9 protein-coding genes are annotated in these 13,118 nt (G+C 59.9%); 2 read left to right on the forward strand and 7 right to left on the reverse strand.

The window, feature by feature from the left end:
* Positions 1 to 99: 99 nt before the first annotated feature.
* Positions 100 to 4,617, forward strand: a complete 4,518-nt coding sequence (locus CAY35_RS07730; protein WP_109304055.1) for a G5 domain-containing protein — start codon at positions 100 to 102, stop codon at positions 4,615 to 4,617.
* Positions 4,618 to 4,743: 126 nt separating this feature from the next.
* Here the strand turns inward: CAY35_RS07730 and CAY35_RS07735 are convergent, their stop codons facing one another.
* From CAY35_RS07735 to dinB, 6 genes are all read right to left on the reverse strand, one after another.
* On the reverse strand, positions 4,744 to 6,657 hold the full coding sequence (locus CAY35_RS07735) for an ABC transporter ATP-binding protein/permease (protein WP_109304056.1): 1,914 nt from the start codon (positions 6,655 to 6,657) through the stop codon (positions 4,744 to 4,746).
* Entirely contained in the window at positions 6,657 to 7,880 is a 1,224-nt protein-coding gene (locus CAY35_RS07740) for a hypothetical protein (RefSeq protein WP_109304057.1), read from the reverse strand. Before CAY35_RS07740 ends, CAY35_RS07735 begins: the two co-directional genes overlap by 1 nt.
* A gap of 30 nt (positions 7,881 to 7,910) precedes the next feature.
* Complete coding sequence (locus tag CAY35_RS07745) at positions 7,911 to 8,585, reverse strand: hypothetical protein (protein WP_146191946.1); 675 nt, start codon at positions 8,583 to 8,585, stop codon at positions 7,911 to 7,913.
* A gap of 213 nt (positions 8,586 to 8,798) precedes the next feature.
* Entirely contained in the window at positions 8,799 to 9,143 is a 345-nt protein-coding gene (locus CAY35_RS07750; RefSeq protein ID WP_109304059.1) for a hypothetical protein, read from the reverse strand.
* A gap of 288 nt (positions 9,144 to 9,431) precedes the next feature.
* Entirely contained in the window at positions 9,432 to 9,818 is a 387-nt protein-coding gene (locus tag CAY35_RS07755; RefSeq protein ID WP_180754680.1) for a DUF3040 domain-containing protein, read from the reverse strand.
* Positions 9,819 to 9,938: 120 nt separating this feature from the next.
* Positions 9,939 to 11,228: a DNA polymerase IV gene (gene dinB, locus CAY35_RS07760; RefSeq protein ID WP_109304060.1), complete on the reverse strand. Its 1,290-nt coding sequence runs from the start codon at positions 11,226 to 11,228 to the stop codon at positions 9,939 to 9,941.
* Between the two features lie 127 nt (positions 11,229 to 11,355).
* Here dinB and CAY35_RS07765 point away from each other — a divergent pair, with 127 nt between their 5' ends.
* Positions 11,356 to 12,471 (forward strand): polyprenyl synthetase family protein, encoded by a 1,116-nt coding sequence (locus CAY35_RS07765; protein ID WP_109304061.1) that lies wholly within the window; start codon positions 11,356 to 11,358, stop codon positions 12,469 to 12,471.
* Between the two features lie 33 nt (positions 12,472 to 12,504).
* Here the strand turns inward: CAY35_RS07765 and CAY35_RS07770 are convergent, their stop codons facing one another.
* Positions 12,505 to 12,897: an Rv2175c family DNA-binding protein gene (locus CAY35_RS07770; protein WP_109304062.1), complete on the reverse strand. Its 393-nt coding sequence runs from the start codon at positions 12,895 to 12,897 to the stop codon at positions 12,505 to 12,507.
* Positions 12,898 to 13,118: the final 221 nt, after the last annotated feature.

The raw sequence follows: 13,118 nt of genomic DNA on the forward strand, positions 1-13,118 counted from the left end.
AGGTGATGCTCCTTCAAGGTTGTGCCCTTGTTGCACTGTTTTTCTTGATGGCTTTTCAGGGCGCATGTACCGCCGAATCTATTTCGATAGGACTCATTTATGCGTACACACAACAGCGAGGACAGGAAGAAACGCGCTCCGCGTTTGTCCTTGGCCGCGCTTTCAGTCATAGCCTTGACAGGCACGTCGCTTGCGGCTGTCCCTAGCTTCATGGCCGCCTCACCGGCGTCGGCCGCTGAACTCTCCGGCGGCATCCGCGACAAGTCGGGCGCGGTAGAGAAGGACGCCCAGAAGGCCTCCGACCTGCCGGCCGGATCGTGTGTTGTTCAGGCAGACAACTCTCAGCAGGGCAGCCAGGCTGGTTTCAGCTGGTATACCTCTGAGCCGAGCGCGAGCAGCCCCAACAAAACCCGGTGGGGCTTGAGTGTGGCCTTCGATAACTCGAAGGACCGCACGTTTGCCGATTGGAACTTTACCAATTCAGGCCTCATGAGTGCGTACCTCGATGCGGGACAGATTCCCTCTATGAATGCTGGTCAGACCTTTGTTGATAAGAAGGTTACGCAAAAGGCTACAGAAGCCCTTGCGATCGATCGCAGTGGCCGACAAACGAACCTTAACCTCAACGCTGAACTGACCGATGCGAAAGTCAAGCAGTTCGCTGAGGCCACTGCCGCGAACCCGGTACGTTACGCCTGGCAGGGCGACTATAAGCAGGAAAACCCTCAAGGGCCAAGGGCCACCCAGGGGGGCAACGCATCGTTTGACGCCCTCGTGAACCCGTGGCCGAGCGAGAACATCGAATGTAACCCGATCACGGTCTCGTGGGAGAACTTCGAGAAGCACGTCATCGTCCCTGGCGCGGAAATCAAGGTCGGTAAGATCAACATCCCGGCTGTGACCGGCCAGGGCACGGATGATTCCATGTCCCGCATGGTCGTGGAGGCCTACGACGGCAACGGCAAGTTCATCGGCACCACCGACCCAGTGGCGTCTGGCGGCACCAAGAACCTGCGCATCGACGAAACAACCGGCGAGATCTACTTCACCTGGCCTGAGTACCGCGGCACCGACCTGGCTACCGATAAGAACGTGAATTTCTCCGTTCTTGCGAAACCGCGTAGCGTAGACGAGCTCAAGGCTGCAGCTAAGAGCAACAATGAGTTTATTGAGCATGACGCAGCCTTCAACAGCTCCAACTCGCTGACCCGCTACAACAAGGCGAACGTCATCGACTCCAAGGCATTCTCCTTGGATGACACCGAGTACCACTCCCCGAAGTACGACAAGACGGACGCCACGATTATCTCCGGCGTCGATAGCGCTACCGGTCCGATTGCTACCGAGCCGCAGAAGGTCACCTTCACCCAGACCCCTGACCTGATCAAGGACCTGGCGAAGAAGAAGGCAGACGGCGGTTACGAAGCCAAGGTCACCCTGGACGAGAAGTACGTCTACGAGGGCTGGACCGTCGAGATGGACGAGAACTACAACGTCACCGTCACCGCTCCAGAGGACCCGCGCCCAGGCACCTTCGCGCGCCCTGTGATCACGGTGGAGTACTCCAACGGTTCCACTGACAAGCTTGAACTCCTCGTAGTTGTTGACCCGAACAACACCCAGGTCACCGATCTGGTTCGCCCTGGTCTGACCAAGGGCAAGATCGGGGCTGACCTCACGGCCCAGGTGGGTACCAAGTCGATCATGAAGGGCTACAAGCCGGTTCACCCGGCGAAGTTTGAGATCGACGAGTCCACTGTGCCTGAGGGCTGGACCGTGACGGTCGACGAGACCGGCAAGGTCATCGCGAAGGCTGACGACACCGTGGCACCGGGCACGATCATCACTCCGAAGGTCAAGGCAACCTACCCTGACCAGACCACGGACGAGATTGAGGTCCAGTTCCAGGCGATCGTGGAAATCAAGATCCCGACCTACGACACGGTGGCCGGCCAGCCGAACGCGAGCGTCAGCCTTACTCCTGAGATCCCGGAGCGCGGTCTGAGCGGTAACACGACCGATGAGGCCCCGTCGCGCTACACCTTCGAGGACGGCACCAACCAGACCACCCTTACCAGCAAGGACGGTAAGACCTGGACCGTCTACGTTGACGAGAAGACCGGTGAGATTACGACCACGATTCCGAAGGGTGCGCAGGAAGGCGACATCCTCAACGTTCCGGTCCAGGCTCACTACAGCGATGAAGGCAAGCAGAAGCCACAGACCGTCGTTGGCACCGTCGTCGTTATCAAGGGCGACATCAAGGCGAACTACAACGTTCAGACCACAGCTCCGGGCCAGGAAGTTAAGCACCAGGTTGAGGACACGCCTGACGGCTCCACGTTCTCCTTCGGAAACAAGAATGGTAAGCCGGTTCTTTCTCAGGAAGTCAACGGCTGGAAGTACACCATTGACCCGAAGACCGGTGAAGTTTCCTCCACCCCGCCGGCCGATGCTAAGCCGGGTGACAAGAACACCGTCACGGTGACCGTTAACGCTCCGGGTGGCTTGACCACTCAGGCGCCTGTCACCACCGTGGTGAAGCTGACCAACGCCTGGGAAGCCGAACCGTCCTACCCGGTACAGACCGTGTACCCGGGCGAAACCGCAACGCTGCCAGTTGCACTGGAGAAGCCAGACAACGTCAACGTCGCGGAGGAAAACCCATACAAGTTGGGTGAGATTCCTGCCGGCTGGAATGTCAGCATTGACGACAATGGCCAGATCACCGCAACCGCACCTGAGGATGCGAAGCCAGGCGATCAGGTCAAGATTCCGGTTACTGTGACCTACGAGGACGGCTCTACGGATATCACCTATGCTGTGGTCAACGTCCTCGGAGTGCCTGAACGCGAGGTTCCGTTCAAGGTCGAGTACAAGTACGACGACACCATCCCTGCCGGCGAGTACAAGGTTGAGACCAAGGGCAAGCCTGGCAAGGAGAAGATGAAGAAGGACGGCACCTGGGAGCGCTCCGAAGAGCCTCAGAATGAGATCGTCGTCATCGGCACCAAGCCTGCTGAGAGCGCCAAGGAAGTCACCTGGACGGTTCCGATCCCGTACCCGACCGAGGTTCGCGAGAACCCGGACCTGAAGCCTGGTGAAACCCGGGTTGTTCAGGAAGGTGAGAACGGCGAGAAGACCTTCACCGCTAAGTTCACCGCTTCGGGCGATCAGGCTGAGGTCGTCGAGGAAGAGACCACCAAGGAGCCTGTCAAGCGGATCGTCGAGTACGGCCCTGGCATTGCTCCGAGCGAGCTCGTGACCAAGATCGAGAAGCCGATTCCGTTCGAGACCAAGGTGATCTTCGACGACACCCTCGAAGCCGGAAAGCAGGTTGTTGACCAGAAGGGTGAGGTTGGTACCGAGGTTGTGACCTCAACTCAGAAGCTCGTGGACGGCAAGCCTTCGGGCGACCCAGTCGTGACCTCTGAACGCACCAAGGAACCGACCGAGGAGATCATCCGCGTGGGCACCAAGTCCGAAGGCACTCACACCAGTGAGTACGTCAAGGACGTGCCATTCGAGACCGAGGTGATCTTCGACGACACGATGGAAGCCGGAAAGCAGGAGACTGTCCAGGAAGGCCAGCTTGGTAAGGACAAGGTCACCACTACCCTGACCATCGAGAACTCGAAGGTTGTGGATTCCAAGACCGAAACCGTACGTGTGACCGAGCCGGTCAAGAAGATCATCAAGATCGGCACGAAGGGCAAGCCTGCCTCCACCGAGTTCGAATGGACTGAGAAGACTCCGTTCGAGACCGAGATTCGTGTGAACCCGGATCTGCAGCCTGGTGAAACCAAGGTTGTCCAGGAAGGTAAGCAGGGCGAGGTCAAGCACACCGTCAAGGTAAACGCCGAAAACGGTGAGATCACTACGGAGGACACCTCCGAGAAGATCAGCGACCCGGTCAAGCAGATCATTGAGGTTGGTCCGGCCAAGAACCAGACTGAGCTCACCGATAAGCACACCGAGAAGACCCCGTACGACACCGTCATCGAGTACGACCCGAACCTCGAGGTCGGCAAGGTCGTTGAGGACCAGGCTGGCGCCTTCGGCGAGAAGGAAATCACCAAGACCTGGAAGCTCGAAAACGGCAAGCCAGTCGGCGATCCGGAAACATCCGAGAAGGTCGTGACGGAACCGCAGCCGCGCAAGCTGCGCGTAGGCACCAAGTGCAACTGCGAACAGCCAACCCCAGAACCATCTGAGGAACCGACGCCGGAGCCGTCTGAGGATCCAACCCCAGATCCTTCCGAGGAACCGACCCCAGAACCATCTGAGGACCCAACCCCGGACCCATCCGAGGAACCAACCCCGGCACCGTCGGAGGAACCTTCTGAGGATCCGTCGGAGGACCCAACCGAGGATCCAACGCCGGCGCCTTCCGAGGACCCAACCGAGGATCCAACCGGTGAGCCAGGTGAATCGCCTAGCGATAGCCCAAGCGCTCCGGGTGCAGACAACAACAAGCCTGCTCAGCCGCAGAAGCCTGGTACGCCGCCTCTGGCTCGTACGGGTGTCAACGCTGGCGGGGCGCTGGCTACGGTTGCTCTGATGATGCTCGGTGGCGTAAGCCTGCTGGCATTGCGTCGGCGTCCATCGCAGCGCTAACGGTGAGAGCTAGCGGAACCGCCACGGCGGACCGCTAACTCAAACCAAAAGTGGCGGGGATACAGGAGAAATCCTGTATCCCCGCCACAGCGTTTTAACACGGTCCTACAACACCGCAACAGCGGATTAGAGAGCGTTGCTTGGAGGCTGCTTGCTCGCAATAAAAGCCGGAACAACAGCAGACACAAGGCCAGCCACGACACCGAGGCCCAAACCTACCGGCACAAGCCACGGCTCAACCTGAGGCGTCCACCCCTGCGCGGCAGACACCACAACAACACCAATAACACCCGCGAGCGCACCCACTGCCCCACCGATGAAACCAATCAGCACGCCTTCGGTCACGAACCGCGCCGCAATACCCTTCCGGGTTGTTCCTAGAGCGCGGCGCAGAGCGATCTCCGGCGCACGCGACAGCACAGTCAAATACATCGACGTCGAAGCGCTCACAGCCGCAAGAATCAGCAAGGTGGCCGCCATGATGCCGACCAGCGCATCGAGATCCGTAGACACACCCATGCGGAGGTTCCGCAAATCAGCCACAGTTTGCACCCGATAGCTTCCCGGATCAGCCGCATCCAGCTGCATCGGCACGGCCTCCGCCAGTGCGGCCGGGAAACCCTTCTCTGTGCGAATCAACAACTGAGGCTGCCCTAGATGCAGCTGTGGAGCCAAAGACAACGGGACCAACACCGCATTACTCAGCCCAGGGCGTCGTTCCCCCGTCGTGAAGGAATCAACGACGCTCAAACGATGGTCGCCCACCACAATCGAGCCGTCGGCGCCACTGCTGGGGAGGTTCAGGGCTTGCAGAGCGTCAGGCCCCACAACCGCTACCGAATTAACGGCCGGTATCCCGAAAAGATCCGCTGTCTGCTTCTTCCCTAGCGTGAGGTCTTGGGCCGCGAAAAACTCGTCATCCACCGCGATGATCTGCAGTCCCCCGCCTGAGTTCACGTCGCCGGGTTCTAAACGGTATAAGCCAGTCGACGAGGCGGGTAGCTGAATCATGCGCGTCACCCGCTGCACGTGCGGAAGCTGCTGAATCCGTTCCTGATCGCGCGTGAGGCTCTCCTCGAGTTCTTCCCGCTCGTAGTACGGGGTGGTAACCCACACTTCGTCGAACGCGGCGGCTTCGAGGCGCTCGTTGATCTGGACTGCGGCGGTCTGGCTGATCCCCACGGAAGCGATCAGCCCGCCGATGCCTAACGCGAACGCCAACACCAGGAACGCTGTGCGGATCCCGCGGAGCAAAACCTCCGTGAGAGATTCGGCGAGCACGTCAGCCACGCGGGTACGTAACGGCCCCCGCGGCGGCTTCTCAAGAGCTACGCTCGCGGCGCTCGGCACAGCAGCAGAGACGCCGGTGTCTTCCGCGATCCTGCCGTCAACGATGCGGATCACGCGGTGGGCGCGGGCCGCAACCTCTTCGTCGTGGGTGATGACGATCAGCGTCGCGCCGTGCTCACGCGCTCGTTCAAGGTCGGCGAGCACCGCCATCCCCGATGCGGTGTCGAGCGCACCAGTTGGCTCGTCGGCGAGCACCAGCTCGGGTTGCGATGCCAACGCGCGCGCCACAGCGAGCCGCTGCCTCTCACCGCCGGACAGCACCCCCGCTTTATACGTGGCGCGGTCGCCGATGCCGAGGCTGTTCATCGCTTCGAACGCGATCTCGGAGCGTTCCTGGAGCGGTACAGCGTGCGGAACCATCCCGAGGGAGGCGTTCGACAACGCGTCCAGGTGCGGCAGCACGTGCGAGGCCTGGAATACGAAGCCGATACTGTCTGCCCGGAGCCTATCGCGGTCCTTCTCCGTCGCTTTGGTGAGGTCCTGACCGGCGAAGACGTACGAGCCCTTGTTCGGGGCGTCGAGCAAACCGAGCAGTTGCAGGAGCGTGCTCTTGCCCGCACCGGAGGGACCCACTATGGCGACGTATTCGCCAGCGTAAATGTCCAGGTCGACGTCGAAGACACCGGCGGTGCTGTCTGCACCGTATTGGCGAGTTACCCCGCGCATCTCAATGAGTTTGCGGCGTTCCATCAGAGCACCACGGTGTCACCAACAGCAAGGTCATCGGATTCCACGGCCGCCCATCCGGCGGCGGTTTTCCCCACGGTGACCTTGACTCGACGAGGCTCCTCCTTATCGTTTGAGCCCTGCTTGCTGGAACCTTGCCCGGTTGTGCCGCGCGACCCCGGTGCCGCGACGAGCACATAGTCGCCGTCAGCATCGTGCCGCAGAGCGGTCACTGGTACGGCTTTCTGTGGTTTAGCTTTCGTGGTGAGCTCTACACGAACCTGAGTTCCCGTCTGGACTTTCTCAAACGCCTCGTCCTTGGTTGCAAAGCTCACTTGGTGGCCGGGCGCGCGGCTGTCCGTGCCGCCTTCGAATTCGCCGACGTTCTCAACGGTTCCTGCGAACGTGGCAGCACCGGCGATGATCCGAACTTCTGTACCTTTCTTCAACTGCTGGGCATCAGCCACGTTTACGTAGGCTTTGATGGTGCGACTACCCACGCGAATTTTGGCGAACGGTTGCTCAGGCCCCAAGGTGGATGATACGCCGGCAACGCTCAGCACAGTCCCGCTCTTGCCACCGATGGAGGCGAAAGCCGCCACTGGAATGTAAGGCTGGGTCTGCGGCGCGGCTGGCTGGTCGCTTCCGTCTTCCTCGGTAGCGGACTCGTCCGAGGGCCCGCTCGGTGAGGAGTCGGTCTCGCGCTGCGGCAGGGCGTAGCCGGCTTCCCGGAACAGTGCCGCTACGGCGTTGATCGTGGTTGCATCGACAACACCGGACGCTGGAACGTTGTAGCCGGTCGTTTCTAGCGCTTTCTGGAAGGCAATGACGTCGTCGCCTTTATCGCCAGCGGCGAGGTCGCGGTAGAGGGGAAGTTGCCCCGACACGGCGAACACTGGCGTGCCCGCTACTGAGCCCAGCAGTTGGCCGGGGACAACGTCCTTACCTTTCTTCAGCGCCTGTTTGGTGACGGTGGGGGTTTCCGGCAGGACGGTCGGCAGAACATCCCGTGTTTTGCCCTCCCCTACGGCTCCCAGAATGACTGTGTCAGGGACGATGGGACGCTCTTCGACCACTGCGGTGGCTTGAACTTTCTCGTCCGTGACCGTGGCAACCGAGCTTTTCGGTGCCGTCAAGGTGCCGATGAAGAAAGCGGCGACCACTGCTCCGATCACTACGACAGTGATGACGAGGGTCCGCACGGGGAATGCGACCCGCGAAAGATGTGGTGCGCCCGCTTTCTTCATGCGTTAACACCTTTCTACTGAGGGACCTAATTATCCGTTCTGTGCAATGTATTCACGGGCTGCGGACAAGACGCGGTCCTTATCTTCTTTAGCTGGTTTAAGTTCAGCCTCATGCTTATCGATGAGTGGCTGTTGATAGGAAGCAACCAGGTCGCCGAGGCGTTGGCTTGTTGACGTTTGGTTGTTGCAACGGGCTTCAATGCTGGCGAGTCGGATGCCTTCTTGTGTTGTCTGCGACCCTTTGGACTCGAGAAGCTCCGTGGACTCATCCGAGGCCCACGTGTCCTTGCTCTTCGGGGCTGTAAGCCCAGCCTCGGTGAGGCACTGAGCCCATTCTTTATGGACTCGCTCCCATTCTTCGTCCTTCGCGGCAGCGTTGAGAGCCTGCGTGCTCAGCTCGTCAGCCCTATCAGAGGATGCTACGTTGTAATCCCTGAGGACTTCGGTATCCGGGTCTGTCTCGAACCGCGTCTGGCATTCTTCATACCCCGTTGTCCAGGCTTCGCCACCTGCGGCTTCTTCCTGTTCCTCCAGCGCGGTTACACTGCTAGGTTTTGTCCCCCAGCCGTAGTCAGCCGCGAGTTGCTCATCCCAAATACCGAACGTGCGGTCATCAAGAACCGCATCTTCAGGCCCGGTAGCCGTGTACGTGAGGCCCTTCTCAGCCATGCACTTAGACGTGTAGACCCTTTTGGCTTGATCCATCAACGCTTGATCGGCGGGGTCATCAACTACCAGATAGGCCGATAACGGGGTCAGGATTTGTGCGCTCTCGCGGTCAAGCTTAGCCCGCGCGCTGGTGTCTCGCCCCTCACTACTGGCATTCGATCCGCTACACGCCGCAAGTGAAACCCCGAGAAAAGCAGCGGCGAAACCGGCCAGAGCCCTTTTTCCATGTTTCATAGTCACATGTCCGCCTTATCGAACAGCTGAGATCCGGTCACTCCAGGTTTCACCTAGGTGCAGGTTGGTGCGAAGTGAACGCAGGTCACTGTAATCGTGTCTGAGCGGAGCGGTTCGCCCATAACAGCCAGCGTTTTCGCACATCTGACGCGACTTGCCCTTCTTGATCGAGCTCGCGCGGTCGTTAGCCCACTTAGGAAGATTTCCAGAGTTCCAGGTTCCCATTTCACCGGAATAGTTGATGTGGTCATACAAAACAGCGGCATGCGAAGCCTGCATGCTCGATCCCAGCGCGACCAGGCTCAAGGCACCAGCAGCGAGTCCTCGCTTGAAGAACTTCGATGAAACTTTTTTAGACATACTTATCCCCCTTTTGGAGAAATAAAGCTATTAGAAATCACCTCGTATATTTATGGAAACATCCACGAGATGAGATAACAGTAGGATGAGGTTCTCTGTGAGTCAAGTAACAAATGTAAGTTTTTTGAGACGATTTCCTGAGGTTACCCAACCGGGCTTTTCGATACGCTCTGCATCGGCCTAGGCCGGGGCATATTTCATCCGAAAGGTGGGTTCGGAACCGTGTTCCGAACCCACCTTGCAAGCTCTGACTAGGGGCCTACACCCCGTTCTTTGGACTGAGGGAAACTATCCCTGGTTGTGGCGGTTATCCCATTCTTTTTCGAGCCGCGCCATGAAACTATCGCCGCGGCGAGCATTCGAACTATTCGAGCTCGTCGTAGTAACAACCTGCTCGGTCTTCCTCATAGCGAGGGCGGCACCCACAACCATGATCCCGAACCCGACAATACCCAAGATGACCGTCGCGATCAGTCCAGCGCTAATCGCGATACCCGAAAGGAGAACACCCAAGCCAGCGAACGCGATCAACGCACCCAACGCAATATTGCGGGTGCTCAGCTTGTTCTGCGGCGTCTGCTCAACGCGACGCATCGTGCTCGAAAACTGTGGATCTGCGTGGAGTTGCTTCTCCATCTCAGCGAGCATACGGCGCTCACTCTCAGATAAACCCACGGCCTCCCCCTTCATCGGACCATTCCTGAACTCCTATTGTACTCAGGCGGGCCCACACAGTTCGAGCCGGTTCCTCAAACACCGAAACGCTTTACCCCGCGTTCACCGAGCGGTCGCTTCTCACCGAGGCCCCGCATCGTCCTTCTTGACTGGCCCCTTCAAGAACGATGCGGGCCGCACGCTGTCCTTGAACCGTGCGTTGATTGCGTCCATCATCTTCTCCGCGCCCGCCGTCTTCTCTGTGCCCGTCTTCTTCGTGCTCGTTTTCTTCCCTGACTCAGGGCTTTCATCACGCTTGGTCGACGCACTGCTCTCGGCCACGGCTTGATCCCAGTCGAACATGAGCTGCTCGCCTTCGCGCGCGGACGCGAACTCGCCCGCCCTCACGCCGATCAGCCGGACAGGCTTTAACGGACGCGGCAACGCGGACAGCAGCGACAACGCGACCTCACTCATAACAGCAGAGGAATCCGTTGGGTCGCTTAGGCGGCGTTGCCGGGAAATCGTCGTGAAGTCATCCCACCGGACCTTCAAACCCACAACATAAAAACGATGTCCGGCCGCCCGTACACGCTCCGCAACCTTAAACGACAACTCCTTGACCCACCTGCGCAACACCGCCTCATCAGTGACATCGGCATCGAACGTGTGCTCATGCGAAACCGACTTCTCCACACGCTCCGTCACCACCGGCCGCGGATCAATCCCCCGAGCAAGCTTGATGAGCTCCGGCCCGTGCTTACCCAGAAGCCGTTGCATACGGCGCGGATCAGCCTGCGCAACATCGCCCGCCGTCATGAGCCCCTGCGAATGCAGCTTTAGCTCAGTAGCCTTCCCCACGCCAAACAGCTCACCCACCGGAAGCTCACGCATGAAATCATCAACAGCGCCCGGGGTGATCGCGTACACGCCGTCAGGTTTCGCTTTATCGCTGGCCATCTTTGCCAAAAACTTATTCGGCGCAAGCCCCACCGACGCCGGCAACCCCACCGCCTGCTTGATGCGCTGACGCACCACCTCAGCGCAATGAAACGGGCTCGAGTAGTGACGCATAACTCCGGTGATGTCCATGAACGCTTCATCCACGCTCACCTGCTCAACCAGCGGAGTCACATCCCTCAGCACCTCCATGACCCGCGCCGAAGCCTTGCCATAGGTCGAGCGCGTGGGCGGAACAATCAACGCGTGAGGCGCCATGTTCTTAGCCTGAGCCACCGGCTGGCCCGAATGAACCCCGTACGCACGCACATCATATGAAGCCGACAACACCACGGCCCGCGGGCTATCCTGCGAAACGATGATCGGGCGGTTCTGCAGGCGCGGATCAAGAATCCGCTCAACCGACACGAAGAACGCGTCGACGTCCACATGGGCGATCACGCGCTCGGGCTTCTGCCTGGACTCACTCATCCCAGCGTCCACCTCCGTTCAACGCATCACGCTGTGCACCGCTACCTTTATGCCCCATTGGCAGCCATCCCCACCATCGGGGGCGACGCCACGGATAGACGGCAACGCCACAGATAGAATAGGGGCCATGACCGATTCTACGAAGGCACCCCTGGCACACATCAGCCCAGACACCTCGCCCGAGCACATCAGCTCCCTCTTCCGCGAAGCCATCGAAGAACACGTCAAAACATTCATGGACCAGCAGCGGCACGACCTCAGCCGCGTCAGCCACCGCACCAACGCCCTGGTCGACGCGATCAGCTCGCTCAGCTCGGGCGGAAAGCGGCTCCGGCCGATCTTCGCCCTCTGGGGAGCGCTCGCTGCCGGCGGCGACGCCAACGACGAGCGCCTCCTGACGCTTGGAACCGCGCTCGAACTCTTCCAGGCGGCCGCGCTCATCCACGACGACATCATCGACCACTCAGACACCCGCCGCGGCCAACCCGCAGTACACCGCAAACTCGAAGCCCTCCACCGCGAAAACGAGTGGAACCGGTCCGCATCCGAATTCGGTATCGCGGGCGCAATCCTCGCGGGCGACATCGCCCTGGCCTTGAGCGAAACACTCTTCAACCAGGCCAACGCCGGCGCGAAGGCGCGCGAACTCTTCGACGAAATGCGCACCCAGGTCATGGCCGGCCAATACCTCGACGTGCTGGCCGAACAAACCGGATCCCAGCTGACCCCCAACGAAGCCGCGGAAAATGCCTGGACCATCGTGACCTACAAGGCCGCCCGCTACTCCGCGGAAAAACCGACCCTGCTCGGAGCCGCACTTGCCGGCGCGGATCAGGAACTACTGGACGGACTGTCTGCGTTCTCGCTTCCTGCGGGGCAAGCGTTCCAGCTGCGCGACGACGAACTCGGCGTATTCGGCGACCCCGCCCAAACCGGTAAGCCAGCGGGCGACGACATCCGTGAAGGCAAACGCACCCTGCTCATCGCGCTAACCCGCCAACGGATCAGCGAAGAGCAGCAAGCGTGGCTCGAATCCGTGCTCGGACGCGAAGACCTCGATGACTCCACGATCGAAGAAGTCCGCGAACTCATCCGAAACTCAGGAGCGGCAGAAGATCACGCCCGCCAGATCGATGCGCTCTACGACGAAGCCATGACCGCACTCGATGCCCTCGACATCCCCGAGCAAGCCCGCGAAGGACTCCGCTCAGTTGCGGCGGCGGCTGTGCGCCGGCACGCGTAGGCGGCTGTGCGCCGGCACGCGTAGGCGGCGCGACTACCAGGCTAGGGCCGATGCTCGGCGACGCACCTCAGTCTTGCGGCCCGCTTCCAGCGCATCCATCGGGCTGCCCGGGAGAGTCTCGTCCTCAGTGAAGAGCCACGCGATGAGCTCTTCATCGCTATAACCGGCGTCAGTGAGCACCTGGATGGTGCCCTTGAGCGAATCCAACGGTTCGCCATCTCGGAAGAAACGAGCCGGAATCTTCTTAACACCGCGCTCCCCGATCGGAACCGCGACGATCGCGCGAACATCAAGCAAGCGGCGTAGCTCGCGCACATCCAAGCCAGTGGATTCAACAATGTCTGGAACGGTCGTCCACTCGCCTACGAGCGTTTCAAGATCCTGTCCGCCGTTCGGCGCCTCATGATTCTGTACTGAATTCTGCACACCACCACTGTGACACACAGAGCGCCTAGATCCCACACTCGAGAAGCTCAACATTCACAGAAGTCACATCTTTCACATGTATCACATACGCACCATTCTTCACTTGGGTTTACATCCAGAACTTTCTTCTTGTATATTCACAGATGTCACATTTGCATCACGGTGTTGTCCGCGAGATAACAAAACGGCCACGGGGACGTCCACACCCAACGCCACCCACA

Origin of the sequence: Pseudoglutamicibacter cumminsii, assembly GCF_003143995.1 — a bacterium.
GTDB classification, from domain to species: domain Bacteria; phylum Actinomycetota; class Actinomycetes; order Actinomycetales; family Micrococcaceae; genus Pseudoglutamicibacter; species Pseudoglutamicibacter cumminsii_B.

What these genes read in the sequence shown, in the direction of transcription:
- CAY35_RS07745 (WP_146191946.1), bottom strand. Translation starts at nt 8,585, where the DNA reads ATGGATCAAGCCAAAAGGGTCTACACGTCTAAGTGCATGGCTGAGAAG.
- CAY35_RS07735 (WP_109304056.1), bottom strand. Translation starts at nt 6,657, where the DNA reads ATGGAACGCCGCAAACTCATTGAGATGCGCGGGGTAACTCGCCAATAC.
- CAY35_RS07730 (WP_109304055.1), top strand. Translation starts at nt 100, where the DNA reads ATGCGTACACACAACAGCGAGGACAGGAAGAAACGCGCTCCGCGTTTG.
- CAY35_RS07740 (WP_109304057.1), bottom strand. Translation starts at nt 7,880, where the DNA reads ATGAAGAAAGCGGGCGCACCACATCTTTCGCGGGTCGCATTCCCCGTG.
- CAY35_RS07750 (WP_109304059.1), bottom strand. Translation starts at nt 9,143, where the DNA reads ATGTCTAAAAAAGTTTCATCGAAGTTCTTCAAGCGAGGACTCGCTGCT.
- dinB (WP_109304060.1), bottom strand. Translation starts at nt 11,228, where the DNA reads ATGAGTGAGTCCAGGCAGAAGCCCGAGCGCGTGATCGCCCATGTGGAC.
- CAY35_RS07765 (WP_109304061.1), top strand. Translation starts at nt 11,356, where the DNA reads ATGACCGATTCTACGAAGGCACCCCTGGCACACATCAGCCCAGACACC.